The organism is Leptospira kmetyi serovar Malaysia str. Bejo-Iso9 (assembly GCF_000243735.2).
In the GTDB taxonomy this organism is placed as follows: Bacteria; Spirochaetota; Leptospiria; order Leptospirales; family Leptospiraceae; genus Leptospira; species Leptospira kmetyi.
The window spans coordinates 241,321-259,019 of the sequence record NZ_AHMP02000003.1; the positions used below are offsets into that span (position 1 = coordinate 241,321).

A 17,699-nucleotide genomic window follows, 5' to 3' on the forward strand; every position below is an offset into this window, starting at 1 on the left:
CAAATCTCGGGGAGAAAAATAAGTTATGGCCGAAAAAGTTGCGTTGGTCGCCGGAGCGACAGGGCTCATCGGGAAATATCTTTTGGAAGAATTGAAGTCTTCCGGCAATTATAATAAAGTGTATGCCCTGGTTCGAAGACCCGGAAGCGTTCAAGGCGCGGAGGAAATCGTCTGCGATTATGACGCGTTATCCGCTTCTTCTCTTCCGAAAGGAATCACCGATGTCTATTGCAGTTTGGGAACCACGATCTCCAAAGCGGGAAGTCAGGAGAATTTCAAAAAAGTGGATTACGAATACGTGTTGAAGGTCGCGAAGCTGAGTAAGGAAAAAGGCGCGCGTTCTTTTCTCGTTGTGACCGCGCTCGGTGCGGATGAAAAATCGTTCGTGTTTTATAATCGGGTCAAGGGAGAAACCGAAAGGGATTTGGAAGCAATCGGTTTTACCTTTCTCGGAATTTTCAGACCTTCTCTGCTCGAAGGGGAAAGGGAAGAATCCCGCACCGGCGAAGCAGTTGGTCAATTTTTTGCAAAAATGATAAATCCGTTTTTACTCGGAGGAATCCGAAAATACAGATCGATTCACGGAAGAACCGTCGCAAAGGCGATGATTCGGATCGCACAAAAGGAACCGGCCGGAGTTCGTATTTTAGAATCAGACCGAATCGAATCCGTTGGGGGAAACTGATTTTTCTTTTTCTAAGAATTCGGTGACATTGGACAAACCTTTCGAGTTCGGATCCACGCTTTTCGCAAAGGAAAGAATTTTCTCGGACTTGGAAACGTTTCCGACCTTTAGATACAGTTCCGCGAGTTGAACGAGATTGGAAGGATGTCCCGGGTTTCGAAGACGAATTCTTTCCGCCATATCGATCGCCTTACCGAGTTCCTGATTCTTCTTAAAACAATAAGACGCGAGATAAATCATATCGCTGTCGCCCGGATAATCCTCGATGTATTCGTTTAGAATCGCGGACGCGTTTTTATAATCCTTGTTTCTAAAATGAAGTCGGATTAAATCCCTTCGGATCTCCGCCGAGTCCGGATGAATCTTTAACGCTTCTTCCAAAGAGGAGATCGCGGAGTTGAAATTCTTTTCCTTAACGAAAGTCTTCGCCTTTCGTAAAAGATCCAAGGATTCTTTTCGGATCGCTCTGGAAACGGAGGCCTCGTTTTCTTTATAAGAAAGTCTTAATAAAGAAAAATCGTCCGTGAGTTTTCCTTTGGTGAGAATGGAGTCATAGATACTTTCCAGTTTTCCTTTTCCATTCTCCACGTGTTTTAAGAATAGGGATTCGTCCTCGTTTAAAATCCGGTGGCCGTTTTCGGAATCGATTTCAATATCGTCCCTTCCATCCGAACCTAAAATGAGAACGTCTCCGGTCTTTAACTGAAACGTTCGGATCTGAAACGCTTCGTCCGAAAACGGAGTTCCGAGTTTTCTGAAAAGCCCCGAGTTTTCGATGAATTCCGCGTTTCCGTCCCGGTAAAGAACGGACCAAGGATGTTCCGCGTTGATGTAATACACGAGTCCTGTTTTGTCGTCGATCAATCCCATCACAAGGGAAACGAGCATGGAACAATCGAAACCTTCGAAAAGTCGATGCAATTCTAAAAATGCGTTTTTGAGCCAACGTTCCGCGTAGAGTTGTTTTACGGATTCGACCACGATCGTCCTTTCCAAGATCGATTGAACCGCCGCTCCCAAAACGAGAGCTCCTCCCGCTCCTTGTAAGGATTTTCCCATCGCGTCCGCGTTTAAGAAAACCGTATAATCCCGGTTTCGTAAAGAAATACTTTTCGCGATACAAATATCCCCGCCGATATCGTTTTCCTTTCCGTGAAAGAGGAATGTCTTTTTTTGCTTCATTAGAAAATCGACATGTACTTTATTCCCGTTGGATTTGTTCAGGCTCAAGGGTTGGATCAAAAGAGAAGTGAGAAAATAATCCCCGTCCTGTTGCGATTTGAGTTTTTCAACGACGTCCAACGAGTTTCTGAGTTCGGAAGTTTTTTCGTCCACGAGTTGTTGCAGATTGTCCCGAATCTTTCCGACCTCGGACGCCGCCTTCTCGAAGTTCTCCGCAAAACGGATAAATTCCTTGTCGATGGAAAGAAGAGGAAGGGACCCCGTTCCGCCTAACGCGAGATTGTTTGCAGAAAGATTGATCTGATCCAAGGTGAGATTGATCGATTGAAAATACAAAAACGTCAAAAGGGAACTTTCCAAAAACGTCATAAAGATAAAAACGCCGATCTTGAACGGAGTGGAATTCCCGAAGGAGATAAAAACGGAAAGAATGGTGAGGGAAAGAAGAATCAAGGTCAGAAGAAAAACGAACTTTCCTTTTAAGCTGAGAATTCCGTGTTCCCTGTTGATTCTAACGTTTTTTTTCGCGAGAATGATCTTGATCTCCACGCGTTTGGGTCCCGTGAAATAATCCGTGATGATATAAGAAAAACCACAATAAACGAAAACGGCGACGCTCCATCCGAGAAAAATGTAAGTCAATTCCCAAGCGGGTTTTTTGCTCAAGAGATGGGTAAGCAGAACGCTTAGAAAAACGAAACTCGCGTAACCGAAGGAAACGAGCATATTGTGTTTCGGAAGTTGGATCAAAAAACGCAAAAGGGATTCGAGTTCGAGCGTGTTTTTATGACGCAGGGTCACGTTCGGATGGATGAACGTGTTGATTTTTTGGATCGATCGTTCGATTCCGGGAGAAACGATCTTCGCCAAAAGTCCGTATTGAATGCTGTGTCCGAGAGAAGCCGTTAAGGTCGCGACGATAAAAACGAAAAAGACTTCTTTGTGATTGTCCGCGGTAAAATCGGGAATCACGGACGAACCGAAGATATACGCATAAAACGCGCCGAAGTAAGCCCCCGTTAATGCGAACACGGCGACCGCAAACGTATAGGATACTTTTTTATAAATCAGTTCAAAAAGAAAGCTGAACGTTTTGTAAACCATTGTTCATTTTATCCGGATCGAAGAGAGTTCTTAGCGACGATGCAACACGGATACGATTTGTTTCCAACTTCTTTTTTTGCCGAAAAGAAGTTTAGGAAATAAAAAAATGAGACGATCGAACGGATCGAATCCTTCGAAAGCGGAGTTTTGATTTTGGGGAATTTACGAAAAAAGAAGCCGAATCATGAAACGCTCCCGGCCTAAAAAAATTCTCCGAACCCGAACAAAATCGAATCCGGAGAATTTTCCGATCGAAACGGTAAAAAGATCTTACGCGAAAGTCAACTGAGACTGACGATTTTCGATCGTAACGATATTGGAAAGAAGAATCGCCTTGGATTCCAGGTTGTATTCTTTTGCGAGAATCTCCCGTTTATCCTTCTTCTCTCCTTTCTGACGGGAAGCTCCTCTTTCCAAAAGCAGACCGATCAGAACTCTTGCTGTGGATTGAACCACTTCAAAAGCGACCTCGTCTCTCAAAGAAGAATTTTCGATCGCGGAGTAAGCTTCCACGATCTTTTCCAGCGCATCCTTGTTTTCGTTTAACAACGAAGAACCTCCGCCGATTTTGGAGAATTCTTCCTCGAAGTATTGACGCAGATGTCCTTTTGCGGACATTCCGGAAACGATTCCTCCGATCGCCGCCACAACCTGAAGTTGTGTGGTTCCTTCGTAGATGTTCGTGATTCTTACGTCTCTGTAGATCCGGGAGATGTCGTAGTCGTATGTGAATCCGGCTCCACCGTGGATCTGAAGACCGTCGTAAGCGATCTTATTTGCAAGTTCCGTAATATAATACTTTGATAATGGAGTAAAGAGGTTGGCCAGTTTTTCCCATTTTTTGATCGTTTCGTCCTTGCGGATTTCCTTTTCGTCGACTCCGTGTTCTTTCAATCTTTCCGATTTCCAGTGGTAAAGATCGATCGAACGGGACGCTTCCATAAGAACGGCTCTCATTCCGGCGATTTCGCGATCCATCGCGGAAAGCATTTTGCGGACCGCGGGAATATTCTGAATCGTTTTACCGAACTGTTCCCTTTCGGAAGCGTATTTTTTCGCCTCCATATAAGCGGCGGTCGCGATTCCCATCGCCTGAGCCGCGATCGAAAGTCTCGCGCCGTTCATCATCGCCATAGAATAACGAACCAAACCGTATCCTTCTTCCCCTATCAGAATTCCGGGACTGTTTTCATACACGACTTCGCAGGTGGGAGAACAATGAAGTCCCATCTTCTTTTCGATTCCAGCGATAAACACGTCCGAACTTTTTACCAAAAAGAAGGAAAGACCTCGCGCGCCGCTTGTGGGCGTTCCGGTTCTTGCGAGGGTTAGAATGACCGCCGGAATTTCTCCGAACCCGCAACCGTGTGTGATGAATCGTTTAGCGCCCGTTAGACGCCAAACCCCGTTTGCGTCTTTGACCGCTTTGGTTTGAAGATTCGGAAGATCCGATCCGTAGTTCGGTTCGGTCAAAGCCATCGCGCCGAAAATTTCTCCGTTGGCCATTTTGGGAACGTATTCTTCGATCATTTCTTTGGAACCGAATCGTTCGATCGTTTCCGCGAGGTTCAAACAACCGAGCGTAATCGCAAAGGAACCGTCCGCTCTGGAGAATAATTCCATCATCATCGTTTGAACGGTCGCCGGGATTCCGAGTCCGCCGTGTTTTCTACCGATGCTGTAAGGAAGAATTCCCGCGTCCTTTACTTGGTTTACCGCTTTGATCATGGACTCGGGGAAAGTCACTTTTCCGGAAGAATACTTCAAACCTTCCACGTCCATATCCTTTGCGAGGGGTGCGATTTGTTTTCCGGCGATATCTCCTCCGGACTCCAATATAGATTTATAATATTCTAATGCGTCTTCGTAGGAGCCGGGCGCCATCGCCAGGGATTCCTTTCCGTTTTTTTGATATTCCTTATGATCTTCAAAATCGCCTTCGAAACCGTCTATGATCTCTTTCCAATCCACGATGGACTGAAAGTTTTCCTGCAAGTCTTGATTTTCTAAAAAGTAATTATTCTCGATCATTTCAATTCCTTTGTGAACTTTTGTTCAGGTTGGTTTTAGTTTCTTTACCACAGAGAACGCGCGTAGAATCCGTGAAAACCGAAATTCTTCGTATCGAACAGCGTTTAGACGATCGGTTCCGATTTCCACGATTCTCCATTCTCGCAAGAATCTAAAAAGGAAATCTCGTTCTGTTCGCGGTTTGAAACTAGGTTTCGATTTTATCCTAGGAAACGGTGGCTTTGCAAGTAGAATCGAGCCGCGGTTTTATCTCGTTTTGTTTCTTTGTTCCGTTCGGCTTTCTTTTGCGGATCGGATCTCGGGAGAATGAACCGAATTTGAGAGGAGGAAAAATTCTCAAGAAGGAAGTAAAAATAAAAAAGCCACCTTTCGGTGGCTTTTCACCTAAGTGAACTGTTTAAGCTCTAAGTAGATTACTTAGTTGCGTCAGCTGCGGCTTTTTTCAAAGACTCTTCAGCTGCTACTGCTTGTTTTTGCAGTTCTTCAGGATTTGAGTGAATCAGTGGGCTCACACCTGGAATACCTGGTGGGAAGAGCAGACCAACCGATGCAACGAAAGATCCTTTCACTTCACCTGGTTTGTAGGTAGTGAAAGCGATTCTGTAAAGACCTCTTACTAAAAGTTTTTTAGTATCGATACTTTTCAGTTCGTCAAAAGATTTTGGAGGATTAGGGATGGTGATTCTTGTAAGAGAGTTATACTTTGCGTGTCTCTCTTCTTTGTAAGTATCGTCCCCGTCATCATCGTCATCGAGCTTTTGAAGAGGTTTTCCTTTCGCAGCTTTAGCAATTTGGTCAGGCATAATAGCTGACATTCTTTCAACGCGAATCCAGGTATCAAACCAACTTGGCATTGATTTTTCTTCTGGAGTTGCAGCTTTGAAAGCGTCACTTACTAAATCTCCGTCGCCTGGTTCACCGATTTCGCCTGTTGGGGAAATCATACGAACTCCCATTTCAGCGATAACAGCAGGTACCCAAACGTAGAGATAGTATGCTTTTTTGCTTCCATCGACTAAACCGTCCGGCGCTTGTCCTGGCTTGATATATCCATAGTAATGGATTACAGTCCCGTAGGGAAGAAGTGTTTTCACAGTTTCATTTGTCCCTGGGATTGTACTCTCGCTCAGTACAAAAGAGCTTTTTAGGCTTGGCAGACCACCGAAAGCACCACAAGCTGTAATGCTTGCAAAGAGTGCAACGGAGACAGCCAAAATCGAAAGTTTTTTCATAGACTCTCCTTAGTTAGGAAAATCACGGTATGAACTCATGAACTTTTTGTAAATCAATATTGGATAATTTTTTGCCTGAAAGTGAGCGTTTTGAGTTCTATTTGATAATTAGGGAGGAATATCAGGCATGAATTTTCGTCGTTTGTTCGCAAACTCGGATCTCTTCGATTTTAGACTGAGCAAGAGTTTGAAAAAAGAATCCGCTCCGTTTCTAGTAAGATTCTATTTTTTCTGAAAAAACCGCTTCAACCAATCGAGCAGATCTAAAATCCAAGCAAAGATTCTTCCAAAGATGGTTGTGTAGGAATATCTTTTTAAGAGCTCTTGGACTCGATCCTGTTCCTCGGAAGTAAATTCTAAACGAATATTGTTTTCTTCGGCTTCCATCTGAACTCTTTCTTTTTTATTCCGAATATCCACGATCCGAACATCCACGTATTCCCACCCGAGAATCTTTACGCTTTCGAGTCTTCTTTCCCCGGAGATCAAGGTGTTGTCTAGATCGATCAAGATAGGATGCAAAAGTCCCAATTTCTGTATGGATTCTTTGAGAGGGCGGAGATCCCCGAGGTCTTTGCGGATGCGATTCTTAACTTTGATGTCCGAAACTCGAATTTTCATTGTTTCTCAAAAATATTCGGTAGGTCTCTGCTTCAATTCAATTCTGATCTAAATCGTTCAATTTGTTCTAGAACGTGTAGGGAACATAGTTTGGATCTTCTTGACACTGAAGGAATCCGCAGGTTTTTGGGATCAGAGCGGGTTTCCTTTGGACCTTCCCGTCAATTTTCACCCATCAGGAAGAACAGATGTCTTTAAAAGATTTTATTTTTACTTCGGAATCGGTCGGCGAAGGCCACCCGGACAAGGTCTGTGACCAAATTTCCGACGCAATTCTAGATGCTTATCTGGAGCAGGATCCAAAATCTCGAGTCGCTTGCGAAACCTTAGTGACTACCAATTTGGTCGTGATCGCAGGTGAAATTACAAGTAAGGGGAAGGTAGACGCTCAGGAAATCGCAAGAAACGTAATCCGTGATATCGGTTATAACGATATTACCATGGGATTCGACGCGGACTTCGCGGTCGTTTCTGCTCACGTTCACGCGCAAAGCCCGGACATCTCTCAAGGGGTGACCGAGGGAGAAGGCCTTTTCAAAGAGCAAGGAGCCGGAGACCAGGGGCTTATGTTCGGTTTCGCGATCAACGAAACTCCGGAACTGATGCCGATGCCGATCTATTATTCTCACGAATTGGTGAAATACTTAGCGGGTCTTAGACACGGGAACAAGCTGAAATTCTTAAGACCGGATGCAAAATCCCAGGTCACTGTGGAATACAAGGACGGAAAACCGGTTCGGATCGACACCGTGGTCATTTCCACACAACATTCTCCCGATGCGACTCATAAACAAATCGAAGAAGCTCTCATCGAAGAATGTATCAAGAAGGTGATTCCCGCCAATCTTCTCGTAAATACGAAATATTTTATCAACCCGACCGGTCAGTTCATCGTCGGCGGACCGCACGGCGACGCGGGTCTTACCGGAAGAAAGATCATCGTAGACACATACGGTGGATACGGAAGACACGGAGGAGGAGCATTCTCCGGTAAGGATCCTTCCAAAGTGGACCGTTCTGCGGCTTATATGGGACGTTATATTGCGAAAAACGTCGTGGCTTCCGGTCTTGCGGACAAGTGTGAAGTGCAGCTTGCCTACGCGATCGGTGTTGCGGAACCGGTTTCCGTTCACGTCGACACGTTCGGAACGGGAAAAATTTCCGAAGACGAATTGGTAAAAAGAATCCGCGCGAACTTCAAACTGACTCCGAGAGGAATCATCGAATCTCTAAAACTTCTCGAAAAAGGAAGAAAGTATAGAGAAACCGCTTCTTACGGTCACTTCGGAAGAAAAGGTTCCACGTTCACTTGGGAAGAAACCAACAAAGCCGCGGCGTTAAAAGGGTAAAATAAGAATGGGAGCTCCGAGCACATCCACTGCTACCGAAAAAGCAACCCGTGACGGATACGGGGATGCATTGCATGAACTGGGAGCTTCCCGCCAGGACGTAGTCGTCTTGGATGCGGATCTTTCCGGCTCCACAAAAACCAATAAGTTTGCAAAGGCTTTTCCCGATCGTTTTTTCAACGTGGGCGTCGCCGAACAGAACTTAGTCGGTCACGCGGCCGGTTTGGCTCTTTCCGGTTTGGTTCCGTTCGCTTCTTCCTTTGCGATGTTTCTTTCGGGAAGAGCTTGGGAAGTGGTTCGTAACAGCGTCGTTTATCCGTTTTTAAACGTAAAACTTGTTGCTTCTCACGGAGGAGTTACCGTCGGAGAAGACGGAGCTTCCCACCAATGTATCGAAGATTTCGCCATTATGAGAGCGATTCCCGAGATGACCGTGATCTGTCCTTCGGATTACAACGAATGCAAACAGATCATTCACGCGATCGCGGATTACAAAGGTCCGGTTTATGTGCGGGTGGGTCGTCCGAATGTTCCGGTGATCGAAAGGGAGAATTACAAGTTTACGATCGGTAAGGCCGAAGTAATGCGGGAAGGAAAAGACGTTCTCGTGATTGCGAACGGAGTTCTCGTAAACGAAGCGATGAAAGCCGTTGAAGAATTGGCGAAAGAAGGAATCAACGCGACTCTTTTGAACATGGCGACGATCAAACCGATCGACAAGGAAGCGATTCTAAAATACGCGAAAGAATGTAAGGCCGTTGTTACCTGCGAAGAACACAACGTAATCGGCGGACTCGGTTCTGCCGTGAGCGAGTTTCTTTCGGAAGAATATCCGGTTCACGTTCTCAAAGTAGGAATGAAGGATCAGTTCGGAAAATCCGGAACTTGGAAAGAACTTTTGGATTATTTCGGTCTTCGTTCTAAGAACATCGTGGAAACCGCAAAAAAGGCGATCTCACTCAAAAAATAAAATTCTTGATAACGGATCTAAAATTTCGCATAATCTTTTCTCTTTCTGAGGAAATGATTTTTGCGAAAGATCCGCTTGGAAAGAAATTCCCGATTCAATTTTCCTGGTAAGACAAGATGGCGAGCACACAAACTCCTGACCTAAACGAGATTACCGAGGAATCCACAAAGTCAACCGGAGGACCCTGGAGAGTGGTTCTTTGGGACGACAACGAACACACTTACGAATACGTAATCGAAATGCTGATGGAAATCTGCACCATGACCGTGGAGAAAGCGTTCTTACACGCGGTGCAAGTCGATCAGGAAAAAAGAACCGTCGTTTTTTCGGGAGAATTCGAACACGCGGAACACGTTCAGGAAAGAATTCTTACCTATGGAGCCGACCCGAGAATGTCCAATTCGAAAGGTTCCATGAGCGCTACTTTAGAAAAGTAAGACTTGTCGTAGCTCCGACGATTTTTTAGTGATCGCCGCGCCCCCACCCGAGTTAGGGTGGTGGAGGTGGGCCTTGTGGGAAAATTTCGGCGAATTTCTTATATCAGAAAAATCTAATTTTGTAAAGTAGAAATCATCGGCGATAAACCGTCGGAACTCCGACAATTTTTTAGCGCACCTTTTGTTCGCCGCAGTCAATTGACTGAATTTATTTTTTGAGAACGACGGCACGATCGTACTTAAACCAGATTTGGGTCAAAAACGTGAACTCTTCACAATTTTCTCCTCTGTACCATTCGTAACCGGGGATCATCCAACGCCCATCTCGATCTCGAAGCATCGAACCGAAGAAAAAGAAACGAGTGTTTTCTTTTCTGAATAAATCGGGAACAAGATTTGGATTTTCACATAACCACATCCAATAGTCGATCCCGGCAATCCAATGAGAATCGGAATATTCCTCGCAGACTTGTTGAGCGACGAAACCGAAGACGTTATTCGTCATTTCAGGCTTGTTAACAATGAGTGGAGAAAACGAGATCGGATCGAAACTTTCCGTTTCTTGGATCCTATATTCTCCGAATTTTTCCGGCGATACGTCATCGAGTAAATCGTGCGGAGAACGGGACCAGAGTTCCGCGGGATCGATTGCGACGGGTGTAAATTGCGACGGGTGTAAATTGCGACGGGTGTAAATTGCGACGGGTGTAAATTGCGACGGGTGTAAATTGCGGGGCTTTTTCATCCGGCTTTATCCACTGCCATTTTTTATAAACTTTCGTTAGGAACGCTTCCGTTTCTGAATTTGTTTTTAGCAAGAATGACTCCTGGGTCGGTAATTGAATTCTTCCGAATCAAATTTTACCAGACTAAAATTGCGCAAGGGATCGCGATTGTATGGATTTATATTCGCGAAGGTTGTCAACGAAAAATAAAACTCGTTGGAGGTTTGCAAGAAAAAGAATTCAATTCTTTGAATATATGCAATCCGTTAGAGACTTTAACGGATTGCATATACACAATCGAGTTCTTTGTCGACGTTTGGATTTTTGAGTTTTGCTTTTAAAATTAAATTTCAAGAATACGAATCAGAATGTAGTTCTTTGCTATTTATGAATCAAAGGTGGAATATTATAAAAAGTGATTTGTTTCGTTTGAGGAAGTGGATTCTTTAAAAACTTGTCGTTGCTCCGACAAAAAAAACGGGACCCGCGAAGGGGTCCCTAAATTGGGTAAAGTGTTTCTGAATGAGAGGGAATGCAAAAAAAATGCGGACCATGGTCGGACACGGTCCGCTCAGTAGAGATCAATCTAAGATAAAGGATCAAAATTCAATTCATCTTCACCACCAACTTGATCGCCGGTTCGAGCCATGCGTCGATCGCTTCGTCGAAGGAACAGGTTTTGGTGACGATTTTTTCGGGTTCTATCTTTTTTTCCACAATCTTGTTCAGGATCTGCGGGATATGTTCCCTCGAATCCACGCGCCCGATCTTGAGAGTCGCGCCCGTATTATATAAATCTAAATAAGGAATTTCTAATTTATTACTCCAGAATATGGAAGCGGTTCCGTAGATTCCTTCCGTGGAAAGCGACTTGAACGAGAAATCCATTCCTTCCTTCTGTCCGTGACAATCGGCGATCAGAGGAAATTTTTTCTCCCAGGCTTTGGGAAGAACGTTGTATGGCACAGCGGTCGCTCCTAAATTCTCCGCAATTTTCAAACGTTCCGGATTGTCGTCCAGATACAGAACCTCGGACGCGCCCATTCCGACCGCGAGGGAAGCCGAATACAAACCGATGCTCGAAGCCGCTCCGCCCAAAATCATCGCGGGAGAATTCGGTTTTTTCTCCAGCCATTGTCCGATCAGTTTCCAGGCCTCGACGATATTGTCGCTGATCGAAGCGAGAGCGATCGCGTCGAGGGAAGAGGGCATAGGAATTAACATTTGTTTGGCGAACGGAATCCAGATTTTTTCGGACAAGGCTCCGCCGAATTCTTTTGCGGAAGATCCCATCCCGTAATGACTCGCATACGGAATGGAAGTGCAGGCCTTGGAACGACCTCCGATACAATCCGGACAAAGTCCGCAGGAAATCTGAAACGGAATGATCACCTTGGTTCCTTTCGGAAAATCGTCGGCAATCTCGGGACTTGTCTCCTCGATTTCTCCCACGAATTCGTGACCGATCGGAATTCCAGGACGAAATAAGGTGAAACCCTTTACGATCGGAAGATCCAGATCACAACGGGAAACCGCGAGAGGTTTTACTATGGCCTGATTCTGTCCTTGGATTTTCGGTTCGGGAACGTTTTCCCATTCCAATACATTCTTTTTTTTGAATACGATTCGTTTCATAATTTCTTCCTTGCTCTAACGTAAAATTGAAATTGTTTAAAAGCGTTCGCGTTTGGATTGCCCCGTTTTCGAATTTAAAATAAAATTAGAATATTCATTTTCCATGAAATACCGCGGCGCGTTTTTCCAGAAAGGAATTCAGACCTTCTTTCGCGTCTTCGGATTCCATGAGTTCCAAAAGTTGAGGAAACAGATTTTCGGCCGCTTTCGATTCTCCATATGCGACCGATTTCATGGACGATTTTAAGGTCGCGCGCACTCCGAGCGGGGCCTGAGCCGCGATCTTTTCCGCGAGTTGAATTGCTCTGGAAACGAGTTCGTTTTTTTCCACGACTTCCTGAACGAGTCCGATGCGGAGCGCTTCGTCCGCTTCGAACGGTTCTCCCGTAAGAATGTATTTCATCGCGTTTCCCCAACCGCACTGAGAGGGCCAACGCATGGTTCCTCCTGCGAATGGAAAAATTCCACGTTGGACTTCCATCTGCGCGAAGACGGTGCGTTTGGCTGCGATTCGAATATCGCTCGCGAGCGCGAGTTCGATTCCGAGAGTGATGCACATTCCGTGAACTGCGACGACCACGGGTTTGGTTCTCGTTTTTCCGAAAGTTCCCCAGGGATTGATTCCATCTTGAGGAAGAGGGAATCTTTTTTCCTTTTGTAAGAAATCGACGATGTTGTTCAATTCTAAGCCGAGAGTAAAGTGTTTGCCGTTTGCGTAAACGAGACCGACTCGAACTTCCGGGTCCGCTTCCATTTGGTCGTAGGCGCCGCTTAAGGCGTAGAGCATTTCTACGTTGAACGCGTTTCTTTCCTCGGGTCGATTGATGATGATATGGAGAATAGGACCTTTTTTTTCGGTGAGTATGAGTTCGGACATGGTCGATTTCCTTTATAGACTAGTTGGTCTATCCTTTAAAAGATCGGGATAGACTTAATAGTCTATCATTTTTTCAGTTTTTGTTGAACTTTTTTCGGGTCTGTGGATTCTGATTCTTAGAATGTCTCCGAATCTCGACAAACAAACCAATCCGTATGATCGCCTGATGACTTCGGCTTTGGATCTTTTTTATCGCAGGGGTTATTCGGGAACTTCCACAAATCAGTTGATCGCGGATTCCGGCACGCATAAGGCCAGTTTTTATCGTTACTTTCAATCCAAGGAAGAGATCGCCCTCGAATATTTAAAACTCCAAGGGGAGAATTTTGAAAACGGTCTGCAAAGAATGATGGAACGTTCTCCTTCTTGGAAAGAATTCATTCATACCTGGACGTCCGTTCTTTTGAAACAGGTCAAAAGCGGTAAGTTTATTGGTTGTCCGATCGCGCGTTTTTTAAACAGCGTAGAGGAAAGAAACGAGGACTTCGAACTCGTCGCGGATAAAATTCTACACGGATGGATTCAAATTTTCGAATCTTATTTCGAATCCGAAAAGAAAAAGGGACATCTGGATTCTTCTTTGAATTCTCTCGCCGCTTCTCGCAAAATTCTTAAATTGTTTCAAGGCAGTTCTCAACTTTTTAGAATCACCGGTAAAACCGATTACTTTCTCGAACTCGAAGGAGAAATGATCGAAGCACTCGGTGGAAAAAGAAAATAATTTCGATTTCGTCGATTCTTTTTTTGTGATCGTTTGTCGGACCAAGTTTCGCATTTCGCATTGACAAAACGAAATTCTTACATTCAAAAAACTGAATTCTTATTCCGCGCCAGGGTAAAATAAAAAACGCCTCCGTTTTACCGGAAGCGTTTCGGTTTTTTAGTCGGACGCGCTCGTAATTTTTTACAAACGAATGCGCTCTTTATTTCGCGCGCGCCTTAAAAACTTTTTAGGAATTAACCTTTTTTCTTAACGAGAATCTTTCTTTCGATTTCGAAAATTTTCTCGGGAAGTTTTTCCTTTCCGTGTTTTTTCTTATCGTTTTCTTTTAAGAATAGATCTTCGCCGAATTTATCGAATGCGTCGTTTGCCTTGATGTTTTTCAAGCCGATGATCTGAAGATGAACCGCTCCCGCAGGAATTCCGAAATCGTTTCCGCGATCCTCCACGGAAAGAACTCGTGTGATCGCAGTCACGGTATCCCCGCTGAAAGAAGGTTGAGTGTGATATCCTTCGGTGAATCCGAGATCCCAGATCATGTTTTCCGTGATGTCTCGGGAAGCCATTCCGCATAACCACGCGAAGACGAGACCGCCGTAAACGACCGGTTCCCCGCCCATCGGACCGGAAATACCCGCGGAATAAAGTTTGTCGTAGTGAAGCGGGTGCGTGTTTCCGACTCTGTACGTCCAAGGGAAATGTTCGTCAGTGATCGTTCTTCCGTTTTGGTGGATGTAGATCTGACCCGGTTTGAAACTTTCGAAATACGTATCGGACCAAGTCGCGGACTTAAACTCGGTTGGGAATTTAAGCGCAGGAAGTTCGATTACGGGAGAATCTGTTTCCGGAAAGAACGCTTCCTTGACGACCGGTTTCGGATTTCCTTTCGGTTTTCCGTTGGATTGATAGATCATGATCTTTCTTTCATACTGAAGAACCAATTCTTTCTTTTGGTTTAAGCAGATCGTACGAACGCTTACGATTCCCGGTTTGTCCGGTCCTTTGTCGTCCACTTTGAGAATTTTGGTTTTCGCGGAAAGAGTGTCTCCGGGATAAACGGGTTTTAAGAATTGAACGTTGTAATAACCTAAGTTGGCGAGCGCCTTTTCGGAATCGTTTTGAACTCCGAGAGAAAGAGCGATGTTAAAAACTTGCAGAGAAGAAACCAACATGTCTTGAAAACCGTGCGCTTGCGCGTACGCGGAGGATAAGAAGAGTGGGTTCGCGTCCATAAACGTGGTTGCGAATTCCTGAGCGAACGCTCTGTCGATCGTGATCTCTCTCGGGTGTTCGAAAATTTCCCCTTCCGTGAATTCTTCCAGATATCTTCCGTAAATATTCCGTTTTACCTGATCTTTGGAAACTGCAGTGCTCGGAGCCAGCTCCGCAAACGGTTTGTTTGGAACTTGAGTCATATAAGGCCTCTTGGTGTTTTCGGTTTTTTCCAGTGTTTTGTTTCGAATCGTATGGAAAAGTTTTATTTTCCAGAATAAAACGCGTCGAGTTCTTCTCTGCTTCCGGTGCGGAGTTCGACGTTGTTGAATTTCTTTTTGGAAAGTTCCGGATTTTGATCCTTTTCGGAAAACATATGATTCCAAGTGTTGATGTAAAGAATCGGTTTCTTTTCCTCCTTCGAGAATGCTTCGGCTTTCAGAACGGAATCGAAATGTTGAACCGGATCTTGCGAAAATTTTTGATCTCCTGAATAAACGTTCTTGAGATGAACCGTGGACAATTCTCCCGTATTCGAAAATTGCAAACGAAGACTTTCGATGTCCTTGTGTCTTCCGTATTTAAAACCCCGATAGATTCTATATACGGCGTCCTTCCAAAAAGAAGGATGTCTTTCGTCCCGAAATACCAGACTGAGTTCGATCCGTTTTCCGTTCGGAGTTTCCCTTTTATTGCAATAAATGATTTCCAAATCGTTTCCGTCTTTTACGTCGTCCGAAGGTTGAATCCAAATCGGAATTTCCTCGTTCGAACATTCCAACTCGGATGAGAAGCGGGGGAGTTCTTTTTTTGCGGGGGAACAACCGGTTAACAGAAGAATGGTAAACCCGAATCGGATCAGTTTAGAATCGAACATAGATTCGTGTTTTATCGCGCGGACGCTCGGAGTCAAATCGGAAAAAGTGGATGAAGTTTCGAAGGGAGGGAAGAAATTGACGGTGATGTTACCAGAATTCAAAACCGATTCTCCCGAACTTACCAAAGATTCGATCTTGGAAAAGATCAAAACGATTCGGAAAGAACTTCCGATCCTTCTTTCCCAAAAGGAAAGAACATACGAGAACGTCATACGTCCATTGAACGATCTCGTTCAGGAAATGCAGGTGGAATCCACGGTTCTTTCGCATTTGAACAGCGTAAAAAATTCCAAGGAAATCCAGGCGCTTTATACGGAAGTTCTTCCGGAGATCACGGCTTTTTATTCCGATCTCGGTCAAAACGAGGAACTGAATTCCGTATATCAGGAAATTCTAAAGAACGAAGAAACCTCGTTGAACGTTCCGCAAAAAAAAGTATTAACGGATTCCATTCTTCAATTTAAACTCAGCGGGATCGGTTTGGATCCTCAGATCAAAAAAAGAATCCAAGAAATTCAGATCCGACTGGCGGACGTGGACAATCAATTCTCCCAAAATCTTTTGGACGCGACGAACTCGTTCGAACTCGTTCTCGACGATCCGAAGGACGTGGAAGGAATTCCCGAATCCGATTTGAACGCCGCGAAAACCGAAGACGGCAAATATCGTTTTACGCTTCAAATGCCGAGTTACATCGCGTATATGACTCACGGTCCGAATCGGTCCATTCGAGAAACGTTATATAAGGCTTATACCACAAAGGCTCCACAAAACGGAAAGTTGATCGAGGAGATTCTCGCGCTTCGAAACGAATTGGCGAAACTTCTCGGTTATTCGAACTACGTCGAACTTTCCCTTGCTACCAAGGTCGCGGATTCCGGTAAAACGGTTTTGAATTTTTTAAGAGATCTTGCAAAACAAGCAAAGCCGATCGCCGAAAAAGAATTTTTGGATCTTTCCACTTTCGCAAAAACTCTTTCGATCGATTCTCTGCAAGCCTATGACACAGCGTTCGTAAGCGAGAAGTTGATGAAATCTAGATTCGATTTCGACGAGGAACAAACCCGTCCTTATTTCGAGAAGGAGAGGGTGGTTTCGGGTACATTCCAATTTTTGAATGAGCTTTTGGGTCTGGAATTCAGAAAAACTACGGCGCAGATTTGGGAAGAAAAGGTTCAGGTTTACGACCTCTATAAGGACGGAAAACTTCTTTCTCGTTTGTATCTGGATCTCGAAGCGCGTAAGGACAAACAGGGCGGGGCTTGGATGCACAACTGGTATTCCAGAAATCGTATCGCGGGAAAGGAAGTCCATCCGACTGCGTTCGTAGTCTGCAATTTTCCGATTTCGACAAAGGATTCTCCCTCGCTTTTGAAACACAGCGACGTGGTCACTTTCTTTCACGAGATGGGTCACGCGCTTCATCATCTTTGTACGAAGATCGAAGAACCTCCCGTGAGCGGAATCAACGGTGTGGAATGGGACGCCGTAGAATTCCCTTCTCAGTTTCTGGAGAATTTCGCATATACTCCGAGCGTTCTTAAAATATTCGGAAAACATCATAGATCCGGAGAAACCATTCCGGATTCTATGATCGCCAAACTCAACGAAACGAAGAATTTTCTTTCCGCGATGGGGATCGTAAGACAACTCGAGTTTTCCCTTTTTGATATTCTCATCCATGAAAAAAAACACACCGAAGAAGAGGTGCATTTGATTCTTCAGAATGTTCGCAAGGAAGTTTCGGTCGTCATTCCTCCGGAATACAACCGTTTTCAGAACGGATTCTCCCATATCTTTTCGGGCGGTTACGCCGCGGGTTATTACAGTTACAAATGGGCGGAAGTGATGAGCGCGGACGCCTTCTTTGCGTTTGTCGATCGGGGAGTTTTTGATCCGAACTTGAGCAAGGCGTATTTCGGCGAAATTTTGGAAAAGGGCGGAAGCGAAAACGCGATGGTTCTTTTCAAAAGATTTTTGGGAAGAGATCCGGATGTGGGTTCCCTTCTCAAATTGTACGGTTTAAAAAATGCGGCTTGA

General features: G+C 44.8%; 15 protein-coding genes. 6 read left to right on the top strand and 9 right to left on the bottom strand.

Translation table 11 applies throughout. The features are described 5' to 3' along the window. Positions 1 to 25: 25 nt before the first annotated feature. Positions 26 to 685: an oxidoreductase gene (locus tag LEP1GSC052_RS03540; protein WP_010574457.1), complete on the top strand. Its 660-nt coding sequence runs from the start codon at positions 26 to 28 to the stop codon at positions 683 to 685. On the opposite strand, the gene LEP1GSC052_RS03545 is transcribed toward LEP1GSC052_RS03540, so the two are convergent. The 4 genes from LEP1GSC052_RS03545 to LEP1GSC052_RS03560 all read right to left on the bottom strand — a co-directional run bounded on the left by LEP1GSC052_RS03545 (position 653) and on the right by LEP1GSC052_RS03560 (position 6,855). After that, the gene (locus tag LEP1GSC052_RS03545) at positions 653 to 2,971 is read right to left on the bottom strand and encodes a SpoIIE family protein phosphatase (protein WP_020986812.1); all 2,319 of its coding nucleotides are present in this window, start codon (positions 2,969 to 2,971) and stop codon (positions 653 to 655) included. The two genes, LEP1GSC052_RS03540 and LEP1GSC052_RS03545, sit on opposite strands and share 33 nt — an antisense overlap. 270 nt (positions 2,972 to 3,241) lie before the next feature. After that, the gene (locus LEP1GSC052_RS03550; RefSeq protein WP_010574458.1) at positions 3,242 to 5,002 is read right to left on the bottom strand and encodes an acyl-CoA dehydrogenase family protein; all 1,761 of its coding nucleotides are present in this window, start codon (positions 5,000 to 5,002) and stop codon (positions 3,242 to 3,244) included. A 413-nt stretch (positions 5,003 to 5,415) separates the two neighbouring features. Continuing rightward, on the bottom strand, positions 5,416 to 6,234 hold the full coding sequence (lipL32, locus tag LEP1GSC052_RS03555) for a major surface lipoprotein LipL32 (protein ID WP_010574460.1): 819 nt from the start codon (positions 6,232 to 6,234) through the stop codon (positions 5,416 to 5,418). A 222-nt stretch (positions 6,235 to 6,456) separates the two neighbouring features. Beyond that, on the bottom strand, positions 6,457 to 6,855 hold the full coding sequence (locus tag LEP1GSC052_RS03560; RefSeq protein WP_010574461.1) for a ParB N-terminal domain-containing protein: 399 nt from the start codon (positions 6,853 to 6,855) through the stop codon (positions 6,457 to 6,459). Between the two features lie 188 nt (positions 6,856 to 7,043). Between LEP1GSC052_RS03560 and metK the strand changes: the two genes are divergently transcribed. From metK to LEP1GSC052_RS03575, 3 genes are all read left to right on the top strand, one after another. After that, positions 7,044 to 8,204, top strand: coding sequence for a methionine adenosyltransferase (gene metK / locus LEP1GSC052_RS03565; protein WP_010574462.1), 1,161 nt, complete (start codon positions 7,044 to 7,046; stop codon positions 8,202 to 8,204). A 7-nt stretch (positions 8,205 to 8,211) separates the two neighbouring features. After that, positions 8,212 to 9,174, top strand: a complete 963-nt coding sequence (locus LEP1GSC052_RS03570; RefSeq protein WP_010574463.1) for a transketolase family protein — start codon at positions 8,212 to 8,214, stop codon at positions 9,172 to 9,174. 116 nt (positions 9,175 to 9,290) lie between these two features. Beyond that, positions 9,291 to 9,611 (top strand): ATP-dependent Clp protease adaptor ClpS, encoded by a 321-nt coding sequence (locus tag LEP1GSC052_RS03575; RefSeq protein WP_020986708.1) that lies wholly within the window; start codon positions 9,291 to 9,293, stop codon positions 9,609 to 9,611. A gap of 208 nt (positions 9,612 to 9,819) precedes the next feature. Here LEP1GSC052_RS03575 and LEP1GSC052_RS21190 read toward each other — a convergent pair whose 3' ends face one another. The 3 genes from LEP1GSC052_RS21190 to LEP1GSC052_RS03595 form a co-directional block, all read right to left on the bottom strand. After that, on the bottom strand, positions 9,820 to 10,116 hold the full coding sequence (locus tag LEP1GSC052_RS21190) for a hypothetical protein (RefSeq protein WP_135653279.1): 297 nt from the start codon (positions 10,114 to 10,116) through the stop codon (positions 9,820 to 9,822). Positions 10,117 to 10,942: 826 nt separating this feature from the next. Beyond that, entirely contained in the window at positions 10,943 to 11,971 is a 1,029-nt protein-coding gene (locus tag LEP1GSC052_RS03590) for a zinc-dependent alcohol dehydrogenase (RefSeq protein WP_010574467.1), read from the bottom strand. Positions 11,972 to 12,065: 94 nt separating this feature from the next. Further along, positions 12,066 to 12,848, bottom strand: coding sequence for a crotonase/enoyl-CoA hydratase family protein (locus LEP1GSC052_RS03595; RefSeq protein WP_020986488.1), 783 nt, complete (start codon positions 12,846 to 12,848; stop codon positions 12,066 to 12,068). Between the two features lie 121 nt (positions 12,849 to 12,969). Here LEP1GSC052_RS03595 and LEP1GSC052_RS03600 point away from each other — a divergent pair, with 121 nt between their 5' ends. After that, positions 12,970 to 13,569, top strand: a complete 600-nt coding sequence (locus LEP1GSC052_RS03600) for a TetR/AcrR family transcriptional regulator (RefSeq protein ID WP_020986228.1) — start codon at positions 12,970 to 12,972, stop codon at positions 13,567 to 13,569. A 236-nt stretch (positions 13,570 to 13,805) separates the two neighbouring features. Here LEP1GSC052_RS03600 and LEP1GSC052_RS03605 read toward each other — a convergent pair whose 3' ends face one another. Both LEP1GSC052_RS03605 and lsa23 read right to left on the bottom strand, forming a co-directional pair. Beyond that, a complete protein-coding gene (locus LEP1GSC052_RS03605) occupies positions 13,806 to 14,984 on the bottom strand; it encodes a MaoC family dehydratase (RefSeq protein ID WP_010572101.1) in 1,179 nt (392 codons plus the stop codon). Between the two features lie 62 nt (positions 14,985 to 15,046). Next, a complete protein-coding gene (gene lsa23 / locus LEP1GSC052_RS03610) occupies positions 15,047 to 15,760 on the bottom strand; it encodes a surface adhesion protein Lsa23 (RefSeq protein ID WP_040912811.1) in 714 nt (237 codons plus the stop codon). Here lsa23 and LEP1GSC052_RS03615 point away from each other — a divergent pair. After that, on the top strand, positions 15,744 to 17,699 hold the full coding sequence (locus LEP1GSC052_RS03615; protein WP_040912813.1) for a M3 family metallopeptidase: 1,956 nt from the start codon (positions 15,744 to 15,746) through the stop codon (positions 17,697 to 17,699). The genes lsa23 and LEP1GSC052_RS03615 overlap by 17 nt on opposite strands.

Coding starts and splice junctions, on each gene's coding strand:
- LEP1GSC052_RS03575 (WP_020986708.1), top strand. CDS start 9,291: ATGGCGAGCACACAAACTCCTGACCTAAACGAGATTACCGAGGAATCC.
- LEP1GSC052_RS03545 (WP_020986812.1), bottom strand. CDS start 2,971: ATGGTTTACAAAACGTTCAGCTTTCTTTTTGAACTGATTTATAAAAAA.
- LEP1GSC052_RS03550 (WP_010574458.1), bottom strand. CDS start 5,002: ATGATCGAGAATAATTACTTTTTAGAAAATCAAGACTTGCAGGAAAAC.
- LEP1GSC052_RS21190 (WP_135653279.1), bottom strand. CDS start 10,116: ATGACGAATAACGTCTTCGGTTTCGTCGCTCAACAAGTCTGCGAGGAA.
- LEP1GSC052_RS03615 (WP_040912813.1), top strand. CDS start 15,744: ATGTTACCAGAATTCAAAACCGATTCTCCCGAACTTACCAAAGATTCG.
- LEP1GSC052_RS03600 (WP_020986228.1), top strand. CDS start 12,970: ATGTCTCCGAATCTCGACAAACAAACCAATCCGTATGATCGCCTGATG.
- LEP1GSC052_RS03605 (WP_010572101.1), bottom strand. CDS start 14,984: ATGACTCAAGTTCCAAACAAACCGTTTGCGGAGCTGGCTCCGAGCACT.
- LEP1GSC052_RS03560 (WP_010574461.1), bottom strand. CDS start 6,855: ATGAAAATTCGAGTTTCGGACATCAAAGTTAAGAATCGCATCCGCAAA.
- LEP1GSC052_RS03540 (WP_010574457.1), top strand. CDS start 26: ATGGCCGAAAAAGTTGCGTTGGTCGCCGGAGCGACAGGGCTCATCGGG.
- LEP1GSC052_RS03595 (WP_020986488.1), bottom strand. CDS start 12,848: ATGTCCGAACTCATACTCACCGAAAAAAAAGGTCCTATTCTCCATATC.
- LEP1GSC052_RS03590 (WP_010574467.1), bottom strand. CDS start 11,971: ATGAAACGAATCGTATTCAAAAAAAAGAATGTATTGGAATGGGAAAAC.
- lipL32 (WP_010574460.1), bottom strand. CDS start 6,234: ATGAAAAAACTTTCGATTTTGGCTGTCTCCGTTGCACTCTTTGCAAGC.
- metK (WP_010574462.1), top strand. CDS start 7,044: ATGTCTTTAAAAGATTTTATTTTTACTTCGGAATCGGTCGGCGAAGGC.
- LEP1GSC052_RS03570 (WP_010574463.1), top strand. CDS start 8,212: ATGGGAGCTCCGAGCACATCCACTGCTACCGAAAAAGCAACCCGTGAC.